Source organism: Streptomyces sp. NBC_00690, from assembly GCF_036226685.1.
Taxonomy (GTDB): Bacteria; Actinomycetota; Actinomycetes; order Streptomycetales; family Streptomycetaceae; genus Streptomyces.
In genome coordinates, this window is sequence record NZ_CP109009.1 from 2,103,162 (window position 1) to 2,122,982 (window position 19,821).

The window sequence follows — 19,821 nt, forward strand, 5'->3', positions numbered from 1 at the left end:
AAGGATTTCTTGCTGTCTAGCCTTACAAAGCATTAATCCTTGGCCGCACGACTACGGATTTCGTAGGTTCCTTCCCCCTGTGGCCGTTGACTGCCCCGCGCTTCGCTCCGCTCGCGGCCCGACTCCCGCTGCTGGCCCCGCCCTCCACCTGCACGTCGTGCCCCGCCCGCGGAATCGGCATCGGAGCCACGGCGGTCGACACCACCCGCCACTGTGGTCTCGCTCACACGGCCCCCTCCCCGCTCCCGGGCCCCGTCCGTCACTGCGCCCCCGAGGTCGGCCTCCGCTCCTCGTTGGTGATCGGGACGCGGCGGGGACGGAGACTCGCTCTCCCCGCCGGCGCGCGATCGCCCGTCCGACTCCCCGGCCGCCACGTCCTCGTCACCCTCCCCGCGCAGTTCCTCGTACTCGTCCTCGTGCTCCTCCCCGTACTCCTCCGCGGGCCGCTGGAGCAGCCGCTCCGCGGTGAGGCGGTGCAGCCGGGCGGCAGCCGGGTCACCGAGTCGTTCCAGCGTGTCCGCCAAGCGCAGCTGGAGCGCGGCCTGGAGCCGGTCGTCGCCGGCCCGACGCGCCCACTCGACCGCCTCCTGGCAGGTCTGCAACGACTCCTGCGGCCGTCCCGCGTACTCCTGCACCCGGGCCACCTCGCTCAGTGCCCTGGCATGCGCGGGCAGATCGCCCGTCTTGCGATGGCCGGCGACGGCAGCGCGCCAGCTGCGCAACGCCTCCCCGTACCGCCCGGCGTAGGTGTGCACGGTGCCCAACCGACCGTAGATCCGAGCCTCGTCGGCGCGCTCGCCCCGGGCCTGTCGTTGGATCAGGGCCCTTCCGTACCAGTCGGCGGCGCGGTGCCAGTCCCCCAGCTCTTGGTAGGCGCCGCCCACCGACTCCATCGCACGGCCGGTGGCATAGGGGTCACCGGCGGCTCGTCCCGCGTCGAGTGCCTCCCGGTAGCGGGTGAGTGCCTCCCGGGTGCGGCCGGTGCGCGCATCGAGATCGGCCAGGTTGAGCAGGGCGGCGGCCTCCTCGCGGTGCAGGCCCCGCCGCTCGGCGACATCGAGCACCAGTCGGTGCAACTGATAGAGCTCGGGGGCCGCGACCTCGGTGCCGTGGTGCACGGCGAGCGCCCGCACCAGCGCGGCGACCAGTCGTCGGGCCAGCGTGTCGAGCTCACCGTCGGCGACCGCGACCCGGGCGGCGGCCATCAGGACCGGCTGCCGCTGCCGCAGCCATCGGCCCGCGGTGGGGACGTCCGGGAAGCGAAGCGCCCGGGGCAGGGAGGCGAGGGCCTGCCTCGGTGGCGACCCTTCCGGTTCTGCCGCGCCCCGGCAGGACTGGAGCAGTCGCACCGTGCGCTCCAACATCCTGGCCCGGGCCAACTGCACCTCGGCGGGGTTGTCCGCACTCTCCGTCAGGGCAAGCAGCAGGGGGTGCAGCGCGGCCGGGACGCGGTAGTGGACGCCTTCGGGGTGCAGCAGACCGAGTGCGGTGAAACCGTCCAGGGCGGACTGGGCCTCGGGAACCGAGCAGCCCCCGAGCGCCGATGCGGTGTGGGCGTCCGCAAGGCCGGCGGGGGCGAGGGCGAGCAGCCGCAGGGTTCGTGCCGCACCGCTGGGCAGTGATGTGTAAACGAGGCGAAAGGCCCTGTTCAGAGGGCGTCGATGGGTCGGGGATGCACCACCCGACTCGATCTCGGGAAGGGCTCGCAGTTGGCGGAGCGCATCCGCGACGGAGGTCTTGGGGCGCGCCGCCAGCCAGCCGCCCACGAGCACCAGCGCCGCGGGCAGCCCCCCGCACTCCTCGGCGATGGACTCGGCGGCCTGCGGGTCGACGGTGATGCGTACGGAGCCGGTGAAGGTGGCGAGCAGTTCGATCGCCGCTTTGGGATCCATGCCGCCGAGGGTGCAGGGGCGCACCCCGGGAATGCCGGTCAAGGGGCCACCGGAGACGGCGACGACCAGACATTCCGGGTCGTCCGGCAGGAGGGGGTCGACCTGCTCGGCGTCGACCGCGTTGTCGAGGAGCAGGACGGCGCGCCGTCCGGTGAGGGCGGCGCGCACCATCTCGCTGAGTTCGTCCTCGTCCGCGCCGGGCGGGGTGGCCACGCCGAGGTAGTCGAGCAGGTCTCGGGAGGTCTCGTCGGTGGGTACGGGACGCCCGTCGGATTCGGTGAGCCGGGCGCGCAGCACCCCACCGGGGTAGTCGTCCGTGATCCCGGCGATGAACTGTTCGGCCAGGGCCGTACGACCGGAACCCGACTGTCCGGCGACCAGGAGGACCCGGGCCCTGGCCGCCTTGCGGCCGGCGATGGTGTCCAATCCGGCTCGTTCGACGTCGGACTGAAGGGTCTTCAATTCCCTTTGCCTACCGAAGAACCGTCCCGGAGACGCGCCGGCCCGGCCAGCCGAGTCCACCGCCTGATCCGTCACGGGCCACGCTCCCGTCCCAGTCCGCGAACGGGTCCCCGTTCGCGCACGAGTCAAGCCCGTAGGGTCATCCGTACGGACCTTCCGAGCGTAGTTCACTCTCTGCGACGAACCGTGGCGCACATGTCCGACAGATCACCTGATCGGATTAAAGATCTCACCGCACTATCCGATCATCGGACGTCTGCTCCCGTACGGGTACGAGAGCGGACACGCCGCGAAGGGCCCAGGTCGGGTCAGGCGTCGAAGGGGCGCGCGGGCCAAGGGGCGTCCGCCGGGCGGAGCGTGTCCAGTCCCGCCGACAGCGCTGCGGCGACCGCCAGCACCCCCACCACCAGGCAGTTGTTGTGCAACCGGCCGGCGAGCGCACCGTGCACCAGCTCCGGGAGCGGCACCCGGGCGAGCTCCATGTCCGCCTCTTCTTCACTGACCTCGAAGCGCTGGCCCTCGGCTTCCGACAGATCACGGGCGAGGAAGATCCGGACGGCTTCGTCACAACCGCCGGGGGTCGTGTACACGTCGGTCAGCACCCACCACTGCTCGGCCTTGATGTGCGCCTCTTCGTAGAGCTCGCGCTGTGCGGCGTGCAGCGGGTTCTCCCCTGGCACGTCGAGCAGTCCGGCCGGGATCTCCCACAGCCGTTGCCGCACGGGGTGCCGGTACTGGCGCAGCACGACGACCCGGTCCTCGGCGTCGAGGGCGAGGACGGCGACCGACCCGGGATGCACCTGGTAGTCCCGGCGGACGACCGAGCCGTCGGGCATGACCACCTCGTCGGTGCGGACGCTGGTCTTCTTGCCCTGGAACGGGACCTCGGTCGCGGTCACCTGCCATTCCTCGGCGATGTCCTCGATGCTCCTGGCGCTGTCGGCGCTGTGCATGTGTCTTTGCCCTCCCGCAAACGGAAACCGGGGTGGAGATCTCATAGGGATCTCCACCCCGGTCAACGGTAATGCCTGTGCTCTATTCGCCCGACTGACGCTCCACGGCGGCCTTCACCAGACCGGCGAAGAGCGGGTGCGGACGGGTCGGCCGGGACCGCAGCTCCGGATGGGCCTGGGTGGCGACCAGATAGGGGTGCGTCTCGCGCGGGTACTCGACGTACTCGACCAGCTTGTTGTCCGGGCTGGTCCCGGAGAAGACGATGCCCGCCTTCTTCTCCAGTTCGGCGCGGTAGGCGTTGTTCACCTCGTAGCGGTGGCGGTGGCGCTCCTCGACGTAGGGCTGGTCGTCGTAGACCTCCCGGACGATCGAGCCTTCGGCGAGCTTGGCCGGGTAGAGGCCGAGCCGCATGGTGCCGCCGAGGTCGCCCGCGCCCTCCACATAGGCCAACTGCTCCTCCATGGTGGAGATCACCGGGTGGGCGGTCGTCGGTTCGAACTCGGTGGAGTTGGCGTCGGGAATCTCCGCGAGGTTGCGGGCGGCCTCGATGACGATGCACTGGAGACCCAGACAGAGCCCGAGCAGCGGGATCTTGTTCTCACGGGCGTACTGGATGGCGCCGACCTTGCCGCTGACGCCGCGGTCGCCGAAACCACCGGGGATGCAGATCCCGTCCACGTCGGACAGTTGGCCCTTGGCTCCGGCCGGGGTCTTGCACTCGTCGGAGGGGACCCACTTGACCTTGACGCGGGCCTTGTTGGCGAAGCCTCCGGCGCGCAGCGCCTCGGTCACCGAGAGATAGGCGTCGGGCAGGTCGATGTACTTGCCGACCAGGGCGATCTTGACCTCGTGGTCGGGGTTGTGCACCCGGTCCAGCAGATCGGCCCAGGTCGTCCAGTCCACGTCGCGGAAGGGCAGGTCGAGCTTGCGGACCACATAGGCGTCGAGGCCCTCGGTGTGGATGACCTTGGGGATGTCGTAGATGGAGGGAGCGTCGGGGCAGGCGATGACCGCCGCCTCGTCCACGTCGCACATCAGCGAGATCTTGCGCTTGATGGCGATCGGCACCTCACGGTCCGCGCGCAGCACGATCGCATCTGGCTGGATACCGATGTTGCGCAGCGCGGCGACGGAGTGCTGCGTGGGCTTGGTCTTCAGCTCACCGGACGGGCCGATGTACGGCAGCAGGGAGATGTGGACGACGAAGACGTTGTCCCGGCCGACCTCGTGGCGGACCTGACGGACGGTCTCCAGGAACGGCAGTGACTCGATATCGCCCACCGTGCCACCGACCTCGGTGATCACGACGTCGACGTCGTCGGTCGCCATCCGACGGATGCGGTGCTTGATCTCGTTGGTGATGTGCGGGATGACCTGGACGGTGTCGCCGAGGTACTCGCCGCGCCGCTCCTTGGCGATCACCTGGGAGTAGACCTGGCCGGTGGTGACGTTGGCCGACCCGTCGAGATCGACGTCGAGGAAGCGCTCGTAGTGGCCGATGTCGAGGTCGGTCTCGGCGCCGTCGTTGGTGACGAACACCTCGCCGTGCTGGAACGGGTTCATCGTTCCGGGGTCGACGTTCAGATAGGGGTCGAGCTTCTGCATGGTGACCCGCAGTCCCCGCGCCTTCAGCAGCGCACCCAGGCTGGAGGCCGTGAGGCCCTTGCCGAGGGAGGAGGCGACACCCCCGGTGACGAAGATGTGCTTGGTCGTCACGGATGACAAGGATCGTGTCGGCATCGCCAAGAGGGGGCTCCCGTGGTCGCGAGGTGAAGTGTGCGTACCGGCGTCCCAGCTGTTCGGGGAGTGCCGTCGCTGCGGTTGCGGGGCTCCTGATGTTGCACAGGCCGGCCACCGGTCCACGGGGTACCAGGGTATCAGCGACCGCGGGAGACTGCTTCCGGCCACGCGCACCCACTTGCGCACCTCCCTCAACAGAGGATCACCCATGGCTCACCCGTTCGGCGTAGTCGCGTTGTCGAGATCGCCACGCGGACGTCTTCGGTGCGTCGTATCCTGCTCGGACACTCGCTCTGCCGAGCGATGCAAAAGGGCGCGCTAAGCGCATCGAGCAGGGCGGCAGTGGGCGACGTGGGACAGGCCACAAGCGACATCCCGCACGTCAACCCGTAAGCCTTCTGCTCGTCAACCACCCTTGACCGCAGCAGCAAGCGCCCCACGGGGCGGACGTGGCCGTTCGACTGGAGATGCACGTGGCCGGGCGCATCGAGGATTACGCACTCATCGGGGACATGCAGACAGCTGCGCTGGTCTGCCGGGACGGCACTGCCGACTGGCTGTGCCTGCCCCGTTTCGACTCGCACGCTGTTTTTGCCGGACTCCTCGGGACCGAGGAACACGGCTTTTGGAGACTGGGCCCGGCCCACTCCAAGAACGAGGAACCACCGGCCGCCGACCGGCGCCGCTATCGCGGTGACTCCCTGATCCTGGAATCGGAGTGGGACACCCCGCGCGGCACGGTCCGCGTGATCGACTTCATGCCGCCTCGCGACGGCGCGCCCCAGCTGATCAGGATCGTGGAGGGCGTCAGCGGACGGGTCAAGATGCGTTCGGCCCTGCGGATGCGCTTCAGCTACGGCCGGATCACCCCCTGGGTGCACAAGGTCGACGGACGCACCGTTGCGGTCGCCGGACCGGACTCGGTCTGGTTGGACACCGACATGGAGACCTACGGAGAGGATCTGACGACCTACTCCGACTTCACCGTCGGACCGGGCGAGCGGGTGGCCTTCACCATCAGCTGGCAGCCCTCGCACCGCACCCCGCCCGCGCTCCCTGAGCCCGAGGCGTCGCTGACGGCGACCGCGGACTTCTGGCGCGAATGGGTGGAGCACTGTACGTACCACGGCCCCTACCGCGAGGCCGTCGTCCGCTCGCTGATCACGCTCAAGGCGCTGACCTACGCACCCACCGGCGGGATCGTCGCCGCCCCGACCACCTCCCTGCCCGAGGAGATCGGCGGCGTACGGAACTGGGACTACCGGTACACCTGGCTCCGGGACGCGGCGATCACGCTGTCCTCGCTGCTGCGCACCGGATACCGGGAGGAGGCGAGGGCGTGGCGGGAATGGCTGCTGCGCGCGGTCGCGGGCGACCCGGAGAACCTCCAGATCATGTACGGCATCGCCGGCGAGCGCGAGCTCGGTGAAGCCGAGCTTGACTGGCTGCCCGGGTACGAGAACTCCACCCCGGTACGCGTCGGCAACGGAGCCGCCCATCAGCTCCAGCTCGACGTCTATGGAGAGGTCACCGAGGCGCTGCACCTGGCCCATATGACGGGTCTGGCACGCAACGACTACGCCTCGCTGCTCCAGCTCAAGCTGATCCAGTACCTGGAGGACCACTGGACGGAGCCGGACGAGGGCATCTGGGAGGTCCGCGGACCGCGGCGCCACTTCGTGCACTCCAAGGTGATGGCGTGGGTCGCCGTCGACCGGACGATCAAGCTGATCGAGTCGGGCGACGCGGACGGGCCGGTGGAGCGGTGGAGGCAACTGCGCGAGGACATCCACCGCGATGTCTGCGACAAGGGGTACGACCCCGAACGCAACACGTTCACGCAGTCCTACGGTTCCAAGGAACTGGACGCCTCGCTGCTCCTCATCCCGCAGATGGGCTTCCTACCGCCCGATGACAAGCGGGTCATCGGCACCATCGAGGCCATCCAGCGCGAGCTGTCCACGGAGGACGGCTTCGTGCTGCGCTACCCGACCGCGGGCGCTGACGCCGGCGTCGACGGTCTCGCGGGTGACGAGGGCGCATTCCTCGCCTGCTCCTTCTGGCTCGCGGACGACCTCGCGATGATCGGAAGGGTCGACGAGGCGCGCAAGCTCTTCGAGAAGCTCCTCTCCCTCCGCAACGACCTCGGCCTCCTCGCCGAGGAATGGGACTCCAAGCACCAGCGGCAGGTCGGGAACTTCCCGCAGGCGTTCAGCCATGTCCCGCTGATCGACACGGCACTGCGGCTGACAGCCTCCGGGGCGTACGGGGGCTGACACCCCCCTGAATCCCCCGGCGGTCTGCTGGCAGTCCGCTGGCAGGGACCGCGCACCGCCGACCGACCCCGGGCGGGGACCGTTCAACCGATCGGTCCCCGCCCTTCGGGCTTACGATGGGAAGGTCTCGTAGCGCCCTCGGAAGGGGGCACACCATGGCGCCCCAAGGCGTGGCGGAGACCTCGCTCAGAAGTCTTCGCCAGCAACTGACAGGCGAGGCCATCGTCCCCGGCGACGCCGGGTACGACGAGGCCCGCACCGTCTTCAACGGAATGATCGATCGGCATCCCGCCGTCATCGTCCAGTGCCACGATCCGACCGACGTCTCCCACGCCGTCCGGTTCGGTCGCAATCACGATCTGGCCATCGCGGTGCGCGGCGGCGGCCACAGCGTCGCCGGAATGGCCGTCAACGACGGCGGACTGGTCATCGACCTACGACACCTCCACGAGGTCAGCGTCGACCCCAAGGCACTCACCGCCCGAATCGGCGGCGGCGCCACCATGAGCCAGCTGGACCGCGCCACCCAGCCCCACCGACTCGCGACCACCGGCGGCCGGGCGTCCACGACCGGTGTCGGGGGCTTCACCCTCGGTGGCGGATCGGGCTGGTTGGAGCGGAAGTTCGGGCTCGCCTGCGACAACCTGCTCGCCGCCGAAGTGGTGACGGCCGACGGCCGCACCGTCCACACCAGCGCCGACGAACACCCCGAACTCTTCTGGGCCCTCCACGGCGGGGGCGGGAACTTCGGCGTGGCCACCTCGCTCACCCTCGCCCTGCATCCCCTGCCCGCGTTCTCCATGGCCCTCCTCCTCTTCCTCCCCGAGGACGGACCCGAGGCCGTTCGCGCCTTCCGCGACTTCGTGGACACCGCGCCCGATTCCATCGGCGGCGCCGTGATCTACCTGAGCGGACCGCCCGAGCCGTTCGTGCCCGAGGACCTAGTGGGTCGTCTGGTCTGCGGGGTCCTCGTCACGCACACGGGCACGGAGGCCGAGATCCGCGAGCTCGCGGCACCCCTGATCGCACTTCCGCACGAGAGCGAGGTCATCTCCGACATCCCCTACGCCGATCTCCAGTGCATGCTGGACGACCCCCCGGGGATGCGGAACTACTGGTCGGCCGAGTACCTGGGCGGCTTCCCCGACGACGCCGTCACCACCTTCTGCGAGCTGGCCGGCGCCATGCCCGTACCGACGGGGTCGCAGCACATCATGTTCCCGATGGGCGGCGCGGTCGCCCGCGGCCCGGACACCTCCGACGAGGTAGGCGACTACCCGGTGCCCTGGCGCACCTCGCCCTGGGCGGTGCACCCGTTCGGCGTCTGGGAGGACGCGTCCGACGACGACCGCACCCGCCGATGGGTCCGCGGGGTCCGCGGCGAGATGGAACCCTGGTCGGCCGGATCGGTCTATCTGAACTTCATCGGGTACGAGGGTCAGGAACGGGTCGTGGCGTCCTTCGGCGAGGAGAACTACCGGCGACTGGTCGCGGTCAAGGCCGCCTACGACCCGGACAACGTCTTCCGGCTCAATCACAACATCAAGCCGACGGCGTCACCCTCCGCTGTCGCTGCCTGAGCCCCTCCACCCTCACCACCGCCTGTCCCTGACCGGGCGGTGGGGCCCGGGTTGTACGGGAATGCCCCCGCCCGGGTAGCGTCCGAAGCCGATGGGGAAGACCCGTACGGACCGAGGAAGCAACGAGGCGGCACATCTGTGGAGACCCAAGGCGAGCCCCAGGGCGGCATCACCGTGCGACGGGCGCTTGAACTGCCCGGGCTGCGGTCCGGGCTGCCGGAGATCGTCGCTGGAGCGGAACGGCTCCAGCGCACCGTGCGCTGGGTACACACGGGCGAGGTCCCCAACATCGCCTCGCTCCTCAAGGGCGGTGAACTCCTGCTCACCACCGGCATCGGCATCGGCACCCGCCCCGCCGAACAGCGGGCCTTCGTGCGTCAACTGGCCGAACGCAGGATCGCCGCGCTCGTGGTGGAACTCGGCCCCCGCTTCAGCAGACTCCCCTCGGCGATCGTCGACACCGCACGCGCAGCCGGACTGCCCCTGGTCCAACTGCACCGGGAAGTCCCGTTCGTCACCGTCACCGAGGAGATCCACACCGAGATCGTCAACGGGCACTACGCCCTGCTGCGCCGCGCCGAAGAGGTGCACCGGCGCTGTACCGAAGTCCTCCTCGGCGGCGGCGGGGTCCCCCAGGTCCTGCGGATCCTCGCCGACTTCACCGCCAACCCCATCTTCCTGGAGACCCCGGACGGGCAGTTGCTCTACGCGGCCGGCCCCGGCACGGGGCCGAGCGGCGCGGACCCGCTCCAGGTCTGGGAAGGGGTGCGCGGTCAGCGGGCCGCCCGCGAGTCGCCGCCCGCCGGAACCGTCGTGGTGGACGTACCGGGCGGTGGGCAGGGCGCCGCTGCCGTACGCGCCCGACTGGTCCTGCCCGCCGTCGGGTCACCCCTGCTGACCGTGCACCGCATGGCCGCCGAACGGGCGGCCGGACTGCTTGCCGTCGTCCTGATGCAGGCCAAACAGGAGGAGGAGTTGGCCGCCCGCGGACGCGGCGACTTCCTCACCGACCTTGCGGAAGGGCGGATCTCCGCCGACGCGGCCCCGGCCCAGGCGAGGGTCCTCGGCTTCAAGCCCGGCGACAGCGCCCTGATGCCCGTCGTCATGCGCATGGCCTCGGACCTCGCACCGTCCGGCAACTGGGCACTGCTCGCCCGGGCGGTGCTGGAGGAACTGTCGGCGGTCGGGGTCCCCGTACTGCTCGGCGTACGCCCCATCGAAGGACGGGTCCCGCTGCTCGTGGCGCTGAGGACGCCGTCCGAACGGTCCCTCGTCGCCGACCGGGTGGCAACCGCCCTGCGAGCCGGTGTGGAACGGGCCGGTCTGGAGCGTGCGGGGGCACATCCGCCCGTCGTGGTCGTGGGCGTCGCCGGCGGCTGGGCCGCCGCCTCCGCCGGACTGCGCCACGCCGCCGAGACCGCGACCGCCGCACAGGGCCTCACCGACCGTCCCTGGTACGACGCCCGCCGCCTCGACACGGACCTGCTTCTGTGGCGACTGCGGGACCACCCCGACCTCGCTGCCTTCGTGGAACGCACCATCGGCCCCTTGCGGGACCATGACGCGACCTCGCGTCCGCCGCTGCTCCCCACCCTGGAGAGCTATCTGGCCCATGCGGGGCGCAAGGCCGAGACGGCGCGCGAACTGCATCTGAACCGTCAGACGCTCTACAACCGTCTGGCCCGCATCTCGGAGCTCCTGGGTACGGACCTGGACGACCCACAGACGGTCCTGGCGCTGGGGCTCGCCCTGCGGGCCCGTCGTCACGCGGGGTGACACGGCAGGATGGCCCCTGGCGCTGCCGCCCCCACCTTGCCGATGCCCGGCTCCATCGGCTCACCGGCGGGCAGCAGCTCCGGGCTCAGGAGAGCAACTCGTCGTACACGCTCAGCACCTGCGCCACCGTTTCGTCCTCCGTCTGCCAGGTCGACGCCTGCACCCGGCCCGCCCTGGCCAGTTCCCCGCGGCGCGTCGCATCCATCAACAGTCGGGTCACCGCGTCCGAAAGCGCCGGCGCATCGCCGTAGGGGATGAGTTCGGCGGCGGCACCCACGAGTTCGGGCACCCCACCGACCGCCGTGGCCACCAGGGGCACTCCCAGTCGCAGTGCCTCCTGGGCGAGGACGGAGCGAGCCTCCCATCGGCTGGGCAGCACGGCGATGTCCGCCGCTGCGAGGAGGTCGCTGATGTCGTCCCTGCGGCCCACCAGCCGAACGGGCAGGGCCTCCGCCTCGATGCGCTGCTGAAGGGGCTCCCGCTGCGGCCCCTCCCCCGCGATCACGACCAGGGGCACCGGGTCCAGGTCCTGCCAGAGACGGGCCGCGTCCAACAGCGTCTCGTATCCGCGATGGGGATCCAGACTGCCCACCGCCATGATCAACGGTCGGTCGGCGACCCCCAGCTCCGCCCTGGCACGTCCCTCGGCCGCACAGGAGCAGCCGCGCGGTGCGGGCAGCGAGGCGGGCGCGAGCCGGGCGTCGCGGGCGCCGTGGTGACGGGCCCGGTCCACGAGTTCGGAGCAGGTGCCCAGGACGACGGCCGCCGCCCGGGCCGCCTTGCGTTCCATCAGCCGCAGCACGTGTCCGCGGGCGCCACCGTGCTGGCCACGGGTGTGCCAGGTGACGACGAGCGGCACGGGTCGCCCGTGCAGGGCCAGGGCCGCGCGGGTGGCCGCGTGCAGCCCGTGGGCATGCACCAGATCGGCTTCGGCGAAGATCTCGCGGAGCGTGCCGACGGTCGTCGGAGCGGCGCGCCGGGGCAGCGACGCGAAGTGGACCCCGGTGCCGGGGAAGTCGTAGAGGTGGTTCAGTTCGGCCGGGGCGCACACGGTCACCTGCACACCCCGAGCCACCAGCCCCGCGGCCAGTGATCGGACGTGCGCGCTGCTGCCCGCGCTGCCGCCGCCCAACACCTGGACCGTACGCAGCTGTGTCACTTGCCCAAGAATGCCAGCCCGTACGCACGTTCCGGCACCGTCTCTGTACGCGGAGTGCGGCTTCGTGGGTACGGGATCACTCACATGGGTGAATGGAGCGGCCTATGACTCACCGCGCGCCGCCGCCAACAGTTCCTCGGCGTGGGCCCGGGCGGTCTGTGAGTCCTCCTGGCCCGCCAGCATCCGGGAGAGTTCACGGACCCGGTCCTCCCCTTCGAGGACCGTCACGCCGCTTCGGGTGACGGAACCGTCGTGGGTCTTCTCCACCAGCAGTTGACGGTCCGCGAACGCCGCGACCTGTGGCAGGTGGGTGACGACGACGACCTGCGCCGTCTTCGCGAGTTTGGCCAGCCGCCGGCCGATCTCGACCGCCGCCTTACCGCCCACACCGGCGTCGACCTCGTCGAAGAGATAGGTCGGAACGGGGTCGGTGCCGGCGAAGACGACTTCGACGGCGAGCATGACGCGCGACAGTTCACCACCGGACGCCCCCTTGGCGATGGGCCTCGGCGGCGCGCCCGGGTGCGGCGCGAGCAGCAGTTCCACCTCATCCGCGCCGTGCGGGCCGTACGTCACCGTACGACCGCTCACCTCGATGCCGCCCTCGGTCTCGCTCTGCCGGATCGCGAAGGACACCCTGGCGTGGGGCATGGCCAGCGACGCCAGTTCGGCCGTGACGGCGTCGGCGAAGGTGGCGGCGGCCTTGGTGCGGGCGTCGGTCAACGCCTGGGCGAGCCCGGAGAGTTCGGCGCGCACCAGATCGCGCTCGACGGTGAGTTCGCCGATCCGGTCGTCGTCACCGTCGAGTTCCGTCAGCCGGGTCGCCCCCTCCTCGGCCCAGGTCAGTACGAGGTCGATGTTCTCGCCGTACTTGCGGGTGAGCGCGGTCAGTGTCGCCCTCCGCTCCTCGACTGCGGCCAGCCTTCGGGGATCGGCGTCCAGCCGGTCGGCGTACCCGGCGAGTTCGCCCGCGACATCGCTGAGCAGGATCGAGATCTCGCCGATCCGGTCGGCGAGGCCGGCGAGCGCCGGATCGTGGGAGCGCACGGTGTCCAGGGCTCGCCCGGCGCCGGCGACGAGGGTGGTGGCGTCGACACCCTCGGGGTCTTCGGGGTTGCCCACGAGTGCGGTGTGCGCGACGGTGGCCGCCGAGGCGAGCGCTTCGGCGTGCCCCAGCCGTTCGGCCTCGGTGGCGAGCTCGCGGTCCTCGCCGGCACGGGGCTCGACCGAGGCGATCTCGTCCAACCCGAAGCGCAGCAGATCCGCTTCCTGGGCCCGTTCACGAGCACGGGTGGTCAGTTCGTCGAGCTCGGTGGAGAGGGCGCGCAGTCGACGGTAGGCGGTGGAGTACTGGGCGAGGGGCTCGCTGACCGCGGCGCCCGCGTAGCGGTCGAGCGCCTCGCGCTGCCGGGACGGACGAAGGAGTCCCTGTTGATCGGTCTGGCCGTGGACGGCGACGAGTTCGTCGGCGAGTTCGGCCAGAACTCCGACGGGCACGGAACGGCCGCCGATGTGGGCGCGGGAGCGCCCCTCGGCCGACACGGTCCTGCTGATGAGGAGGGTGCCCTCGTCGAGTTCGGCGCCGGCTTCCTCCGCACGCAGCGCCGCGGCCCCACCGGGGCGCACCCCGATGCGTCCCTCCACGACCGCGGACTTGGCACCGAGCCGCACCAGTGCGGGGTCTGCCCGTCCGCCGAGCAGCAGCCCGAGACTGGTGACGACCATGGTCTTGCCCGCGCCTGTCTCACCGGTCACCGCGGTGAAGCCGGGCGACAGCTCGACGACAGCGTCGTCGATGACCCCGAGCGACCGTATCCTCATCTCCTCCAACACGGACACGACCATACGAGGTTTCGCCCCGGGGGCGCGACGCGGACCCACCCGACATCGCCCACCACGACCATGTACGAGGGACGCCCAACCTCTAGCACGTCCCCATATGCCCCGATTGCGCCCCGATCCACGTCGAGCACGCCCTCAGACGAACGGGTCATGGCCGCGGGAGCATGGTTGGGGAACCGCGGATCGCTCCCGTCCTCGGACCCGTACGCGGCAGAGGGCGTTCAGCCGCTCGAACTCATCGCGGTCGACGACGCACCGTTCCAGCACATCCGTTCGATGGTGTCCGTCCGGGCGCCGTCGGACCACGAGCTTGACCACCCGGGGCACGGTGGAGATGACGTACGACCCGGAGAACCCGGCATTGGCTGCCCACCCCGGGATCGTGAGCCATGCGCGGTGAACAGCGGCGCTGACGGTCTTCGGCGCCGTGCCCACGGTGTTCTCCGCGGTCGTCGTCGTTGTGCTCCGCATCGAGTGAATCGAGTGAGGAGAGCAGGTCAGTGGGCGGGGGGTGCGCCCCGCCAGCCTGAGGTGGGGAGGGCGAACTTGGCCACCAGACGGTCCGTGAACGACGCGTGGTGAAGGCGCGCCAGTCGAACGGGCACCGCCCCGCGGCGCACCTCGACCCTGGCCCCCGGCGGCAGATCCACGGTTCGGCGCCCGTCGCACCAGAGCACACCGTGCGGGGTGTGGGGCTGCACCTCGACCGCGAGGACCGAGTCGGGTGAGGTGACGAGCGGTTTGGCGAAGAGTGCATGGGCACTGATGGGAACCATCAGCAGCGCTTCCACCTCGGGCCAGACCACCGGGCCGCCGGCGGAGAAGGCGTACGCGGTGGAACCGGTCGGGGTCGCGCACACGATGCCGTCGCAACCGAAAGCGGTCACCGGTCTGCCGTCGATCTCCAGCACGACTTCGAGGATCCGGTCCGGGGACACCTTCTGCACGGCGGCTTCGTTGAGCGCCCAGTCCCGGTGCACTATGTCGCCGTTGCGGTGCACCACGACGTCGACGGTCATCCTCTCCTCGACCTCGTACGCCCTGCTGACGACGCGGTCGACGACCTGGTCGAGGTCGTCGCGTTCGGCTTCGGCGAGGAAGCCGACCCGGCCCAGGTTGACGCCGAGCATGGGGACCCCGGAGGCGCGGGCGAACTCGGCACCGCGCAGCAGGGTGCCGTCGCCGCCCAGGACGATGAGCAGTTCACAACCGTCCAGGGCGTCAGGGGTCGCGGTGGGGAACGTCTCGACGGCGGAGGGCAGGGGTAGGTCGGCGGCCTCCACTGCGAGCACGCGCACGCTCAGGCCGTTGCGCAGCAGCCCTTGGACGACGAGTTCGGCACTGCGGATGGCGGCGGGGCGCCCCGTGTGTGCGAGCAGGAAAACGGTGCGTTGGGTGGTTGCTGCTGTTGTGGTCAACGAGGTCCTTCCGCCACGGCACGATCGACATCGGCCGGATCGACGCTGGGCGCGCCGGCCCGGAGCCAGAGAAAGTATTCGACGTTTCCGGAGGGTCCGGGCAGTGGACTGGCGGTGACTCCGAGCACACCGAGACCCAGTTCGGCGGCCCGGCCGGCGACGGCGAGCACGGTTTCCTTGCGCAGTTCGGGGCTGCGGACGACTCCGCCGGTGCCGAGCCGGTCCTTGCCCACCTCGAATTGGGGCTTGACCATGAGGACGAGATCGGCGCCGGGGGCGGTGCAGCGAACCAGTGCGGGCAGGACGAGCCCGAGCGGGATGAACGACAGATCGCCGACGACCAGGTCCACCGGGGTGTCGTCGATCGCCTCCAGGGTCAGTTCGCGCACATTCGTCCGGTCCTTGACCGTGACGCGTTCATCGCTCTGGAGCGACCAGGCGAGTTGCCCGTACCCGACGTCGACGGCCACCACATGGTCCGCACCCGTACGCAGCAGTACATCCGTGAATCCTCCGGTCGAGGCTCCGGCGTCCAACGCGCGGCGCCCCTCCACCGTCAGCCCTTGGGGCATGAAGGCCGCGAGGGCGCCCGCCAGTTTGTGGCCGCCCCGCGAGACGTAGTCGGGGTCGCTGTCGTCGTCGGTCACCACGACGGCGGCACTGGTCTCGACCTGAGTGGCGGGTTTGGTCGCGGTGTTTCCGCCGACGGTGACCCGCCCTGCGGCGATCAACTGGCTGGCGTGCTCGCGTGAGCGCGCGAGTTTGCGGCGTACCAGTTCGGCGTCGAGACGGCGGCGGGCGACTCCTGCCACGTGCGGTTCAGCTCCTGTGGTCGTACGGGGGTGACTGCGGTCCGGGTGCGAAGGACCCCGGTTGTGGTGTGTCGAGTGCGGTCAGTGTGTCCCGTAGACCGCGGTGTACATCCTCGTACACCGCGAGGTGTCCCTCCGCCGGCAGGTGGTCGGCGTCGGCCAATCGCTCCAGGACCGCGTCCACGGCGGTGTTGCCGGTGGGCGTCCGGGGGACGCCGATCGGAGCGGGCACGGCCGGATCGCCGATCCCAGTACCGGTACCAGTCACGGCCTCGGTCTCGGTCTCGGTCTCGGCGGGAACGGTCGGCGACTCACTCTGCGGGCTCCCATTGGGTGCCGCGAGCGGTTCATGGCTGCCCGGCCCCACGCCTGCTCCTGCCGCGGTGCGCACCCGCGGCGGGCGGTCGGTGGGGTCCGGGATCAAGTCGCTCATGCCCAGACGCTACCGCGAAGCGCTGCGGTACCGTCGCTCCTGATGGCGACGACGGAAGAGTGCCGCAGCGCGCTCAAAAAACTCAGTGACAATCTCGCGCAGGCGGATGACGACAGCAGCGCCCGGGGCGCGGCTGCGCTCAACCGCTCCCTCAGCTGCCACATCCGGGACTTGGACACCACGTTCGTCGGCCGTCTCCAGGACGGCCGGATCGAGGTCACGGACACACTGGCCGGCCCACCGCGCGACAAGGCCCAGATCCGGTTGGCGATGACGGGTGACGATCTCGTGGCCCTGGTTGAGGGACGGCTCAACTTCGCGAAGGCGTGGGCTTCCGGCCGGGTTTCCCTGGAAGCCGGGTTCCGCGATCTGCTGCGGCTGAGGACCCTGCTCTAGGCGCGTCAGTCGGTGAAGCAACTCCCGGTCAGCGGCCCGGGGCGGCTTCAGAGGGTCTTCGCAGGCGCACGCCTGCGGGCGACGGGCACCACCAGCGGAGTGCCGGACTCAGGGTCTTCGATGACCTGACTCCTGACCTGGAAGACGGTCTCCACCAACTCGGCGGTCACGACATCCGACGGGGCGCCTTCGGCAACGACCTTGCCGTTGTGCAGCGCAATGAGGTGAGTGGCGTAGCGGGCCGCCTGGTTGAGGTCGTGGAGTACCGCGACGAGGGTGCGCCCCTGGTTCTCGTGGAGTTCGGCGCACAGGTCGAGCACTTCGAGTTGGTGCTGGATGTCGAGGAAGGTCGTCGGCTCGTCCAGGAGCAGCAGCGGGGTCTGCTGGGCGAGCGCCATGGCGATCCAGACGCGCTGGCGCTGACCACCGGAGAGTTCGTCGACGTACCGCTCGGCCAGTTCACCGACGCCGGTGGCCTCCATCGACTCCTGCACGATGCGTTCGTCCTCGGGCGACCACTGGCGCAGGAGTCCCTGGTGGGGGTAGCGGCCACGGGCGACAAGATCGGCGACGGTGATCCCGTCGGGGGCGATCGAGGACTGGGGGAGCAACCCCAGCGTCTTGGCCACCTTCTTCGCCGGCATGGAGTGGATGACCTGGCCGTCCAGCAGCACCCGGCCCTGGCTGGGCTTGAGCATCCGGGAGAGCGCGCGGAGCAGGGTGGACTTGCCGCAGGCGTTGGGCCCGACGATCACGGTGAAGGAGTTGTCCGGTATGTCGACCGACAGGTTCTCGGCGATGATCCGCTGGTCATAGCCGAGGGTGACGGATTCCGCAGTGAGACGCTGCATGGTGGTACTCCTGGATCGATGATGCGTTGTACGGGCGGGCCTGCCGGGGTCTGCGGGACTCATACGCGTCCCGCCCGCCGCTCGGCGACCAGCAGCCACAACAGATAGCAGCCGCCCAGAACCGCCGTCACCACACCCACGGGAAGTTGCCGGTCACCGAAGGCCGAGGTGGCGACCAGATCGGCGGTCAGCAGCAGTGCGGCACCCATCGCCGCAGCGGCGGCCAGGTTGGGCCCCGGGGAGCGGGTCAGCCTCCGGGCGAGTTGGGGGGCGCTGAGCGCCACGAAGGCGATGGGGCCCGCTGCGGAAGTGGCGAAGGCCATCAGCAGGACACCCGCCCCCATGAGGACGAGGCGGGCGCGTTCCACCGGAACGCCGAGGGCGTAGGCGGCGTCGTCGCCCATCTCCAGCATCCGCAGGGGACGCGCATACGCGGCCACCAGCGGCACCAGGATGAGCGTCGACACCAACAGCGGCCAGACCTGCTCCCAATCGCGCCCATCGAGCGAGCCGGTGATCCACAACACGGCGCGGGCCGCGTCCACCAGGCTCGCCTTGGTGAGGAGGTAGTGGTTGACGGCGGTCAGTACGGCGGCGGCGCCGATGCCGACGAGAACCAACCGGTATCCGTGGATCCCGCGCTTCCACGCCAGGAGGTAGATCACGACTCCGGTGGTGAGACCACCGATGATGGCTCCGCCGGCCACGGCGACGGCGCTGCCCTGGAAGAGCACGATCACGACGAGCGCGCCGACGGCGGCGCCCTGACCGAACCCGATGACGTCGGGGCTGCCCAACGGGTTGCGCGAGAGGGACTGGAAGATCGTGCCGCTGAGGCCAAGGCAGGCCCCGACGAGGAGCCCGACGATGACCCGCGGCAGCCGCAGGTCCATGATGATGAACTCGTGGGCGGCCGAGCCGTTGCCCAGCAGAGTGGCGATCACATCGGCCGCCGAGATCGGGAAGTCCCCGCTGCCGATCAGGACCACACCCGCCCCGAAGGCGGCGACGAGCAGCAGCACGACGACCAGGATCGCCCGGGCGTCGGCACGTACGGAGAGGCCGCCCGCGGTGCGCACGGCCTTCACCGAACCCGTGGTCCGGTGGGGGTCGCCCGTTGTTGTCGCGGTGGGCACCGCTGTCACCTTGCTCATAGCTGGGCCAGCTTCTTGCGACGGACGAGTTGAATGAAGACGGGTCCGCCGATCACCGCGGTGACGATCCCGACCTGGAGCTCTCCGGGGCGGGTGACGACCCGCCCGATCACATCGGCACCCAACAGGAGCACGGGGGCGAGTACGGCCGCGTACGGGAGGACCCACCGCATGTCCGGCCCGGTGATGGCGCGGACCAGGTGCGGGATCATCAGCCCGACGAAGATGATGGGCCCGCACGCCGCGGTCGCCGCTCCGCACAGCAGGGTGACGCTCAGCATGGCGATGGCGCGGGTGCGCCCGAGGTGAGCTCCGAGCGAGCGGGCGGTGTCATCGCCGAGTTCCATCGCGTTGAGCGAGCGGGCCAGCCCGAGGGCGAGCAGCGCACCGAGGCCGATGAACGGCAGCACCTTGCCGATGATCGACATATCGGCGGAGGCCAGCGAACCGACCGTCCAGAACCGGAGTCGATCGAGCGCGGCCGAGTCCAGGAGTTGTACGGCGTTGACGTACCCGTAGAGGGCCGCCGTGGCGGCCGTTCCAGCGAGGGCGAGCCGTACGGGTGTAGCGCTGCGACTTCCGCCGAGGATGTAGACGATCACCGAGACCACGGCCGCCCCGACGAAGGCGAACCAGACATAGCCGGTAAAGGAGGTCACACCGAGGAAGCTGATCGCGGAGACGACGGCAGCGGACGCCCCCGCATTGACACCGAGGAGTCCGGGTTCGGCCAGGGGGTTGCGGGTGAGGGCCTGCATCACGGCTCCGGCGAGCCCGAGCGCCACCCCCACGATCAACCCCAAGAGGGTCCGAGGTACGCGCACTTCGCGGATGAGCACCCCGTGCTCACCGCCCGTACTGTCGAAGAGACCGTCCCACACAGCGGCGATCGGAATCGGCTTCGCGCCGACGGCGACGCTCGCAAGACAGACCAACACCAGTACGCCCAGGGATGCGAGCAGCCCTACGGCACGCATGGCATGGCGATTTCGTGGTTCGGGCGCGGCTATCTTCTTCGCGCCGCCAGGGGGACTGTCGACCAACACAAGGTTAGGTTAGCCTACCCTCTCAATCAA

The 19,821-nt window shown here is 70.2% G+C and carries 16 protein-coding genes; 4 read left to right on the plus strand and 12 right to left on the minus strand.

From position 1 onward, the window contains the following. Positions 1-32 precede the first annotated feature (32 nt). From OID54_RS09295 to OID54_RS09305, 3 genes are all read right to left on the minus strand, one after another. Positions 33-2,429 (minus strand): tetratricopeptide repeat protein, encoded by a 2,397-nt coding sequence (locus OID54_RS09295; protein ID WP_443055549.1) that lies wholly within the window; start codon positions 2,427-2,429, stop codon positions 33-35. Positions 2,430-2,662: 233 nt separating this feature from the next. Next, the gene (locus OID54_RS09300) at positions 2,663-3,307 is read right to left on the minus strand and encodes an NUDIX hydrolase (RefSeq protein WP_329016682.1); all 645 of its coding nucleotides are present in this window, start codon (positions 3,305-3,307) and stop codon (positions 2,663-2,665) included. Between the two features lie 82 nt (positions 3,308-3,389). Then, on the minus strand, positions 3,390-5,048 hold the full coding sequence (locus OID54_RS09305) for a CTP synthase (RefSeq protein ID WP_329016686.1): 1,659 nt from the start codon (positions 5,046-5,048) through the stop codon (positions 3,390-3,392). 473 nt (positions 5,049-5,521) lie between these two features. On the opposite strand from OID54_RS09305, the gene OID54_RS09310 reads away from it, so the two are divergent. From OID54_RS09310 to OID54_RS09320, 3 genes are all read left to right on the plus strand, one after another. After that, a complete protein-coding gene (locus tag OID54_RS09310) occupies positions 5,522-7,324 on the plus strand; it encodes a glycoside hydrolase family 15 protein (protein ID WP_329027358.1) in 1,803 nt (600 codons plus the stop codon). 155 nt (positions 7,325-7,479) lie between these two features. Beyond that, entirely contained in the window at positions 7,480-8,904 is a 1,425-nt protein-coding gene (locus OID54_RS09315) for an FAD-binding oxidoreductase (protein WP_329016689.1), read from the plus strand. Positions 8,905-9,042: 138 nt separating this feature from the next. Then, the gene (locus tag OID54_RS09320; protein WP_329016692.1) at positions 9,043-10,680 is read left to right on the plus strand and encodes a PucR family transcriptional regulator; all 1,638 of its coding nucleotides are present in this window, start codon (positions 9,043-9,045) and stop codon (positions 10,678-10,680) included. 85 nt (positions 10,681-10,765) lie between these two features. On the opposite strand, the gene OID54_RS09325 is transcribed toward OID54_RS09320, so the two are convergent. The 6 genes from OID54_RS09325 to OID54_RS39170 form a co-directional block, all read right to left on the minus strand. Beyond that, a complete protein-coding gene (locus tag OID54_RS09325) occupies positions 10,766-11,839 on the minus strand; it encodes a glycosyltransferase family 4 protein (RefSeq protein ID WP_329016695.1) in 1,074 nt (357 codons plus the stop codon). Between the two features lie 102 nt (positions 11,840-11,941). Next, entirely contained in the window at positions 11,942-13,684 is a 1,743-nt protein-coding gene (gene recN, locus OID54_RS09330) for a DNA repair protein RecN (protein ID WP_329016698.1), read from the minus strand. A 132-nt stretch (positions 13,685-13,816) separates the two neighbouring features. Further along, positions 13,817-14,152: a hypothetical protein gene (locus tag OID54_RS09335; protein ID WP_329016700.1), complete on the minus strand. Its 336-nt coding sequence runs from the start codon at positions 14,150-14,152 to the stop codon at positions 13,817-13,819. A gap of 26 nt (positions 14,153-14,178) precedes the next feature. After that, the gene (locus OID54_RS09340) at positions 14,179-15,099 is read right to left on the minus strand and encodes an NAD kinase (protein WP_329016705.1); all 921 of its coding nucleotides are present in this window, start codon (positions 15,097-15,099) and stop codon (positions 14,179-14,181) included. Further along, positions 15,096-15,911 (minus strand): TlyA family RNA methyltransferase, encoded by an 816-nt coding sequence (locus OID54_RS09345; RefSeq protein ID WP_329016708.1) that lies wholly within the window; start codon positions 15,909-15,911, stop codon positions 15,096-15,098. Before OID54_RS09345 ends, OID54_RS09340 begins: the two co-directional genes overlap by 4 nt. A 7-nt stretch (positions 15,912-15,918) precedes the next feature. Next, the gene (locus OID54_RS39170) at positions 15,919-16,344 is read right to left on the minus strand and encodes a hypothetical protein (RefSeq protein ID WP_443055550.1); all 426 of its coding nucleotides are present in this window, start codon (positions 16,342-16,344) and stop codon (positions 15,919-15,921) included. A 42-nt stretch (positions 16,345-16,386) separates the two neighbouring features. Between OID54_RS39170 and OID54_RS09355 the strand changes: the two genes are divergently transcribed. Further along, positions 16,387-16,740: an SCP2 sterol-binding domain-containing protein gene (locus OID54_RS09355; RefSeq protein ID WP_329016711.1), complete on the plus strand. Its 354-nt coding sequence runs from the start codon at positions 16,387-16,389 to the stop codon at positions 16,738-16,740. Between the two features lie 47 nt (positions 16,741-16,787). Here the strand turns inward: OID54_RS09355 and OID54_RS09360 are convergent, their stop codons facing one another. The 3 genes from OID54_RS09360 to OID54_RS09370 are packed head-to-tail and all read right to left on the minus strand — an operon-like array spanning position 16,788 to position 19,722. Further along, positions 16,788-17,591: an ABC transporter ATP-binding protein gene (locus OID54_RS09360; RefSeq protein WP_329016714.1), complete on the minus strand. Its 804-nt coding sequence runs from the start codon at positions 17,589-17,591 to the stop codon at positions 16,788-16,790. Positions 17,592-17,650: 59 nt separating this feature from the next. Continuing rightward, positions 17,651-18,745: a FecCD family ABC transporter permease gene (locus OID54_RS09365; protein WP_329016718.1), complete on the minus strand. Its 1,095-nt coding sequence runs from the start codon at positions 18,743-18,745 to the stop codon at positions 17,651-17,653. After that, positions 18,742-19,722, minus strand: a complete 981-nt coding sequence (locus OID54_RS09370) for a FecCD family ABC transporter permease (RefSeq protein WP_329027361.1) — start codon at positions 19,720-19,722, stop codon at positions 18,742-18,744. The genes OID54_RS09365 and OID54_RS09370 overlap by 4 nt, the downstream gene beginning before the upstream one ends. Between the last annotated feature and the right edge of the window lie 99 nt (positions 19,723-19,821).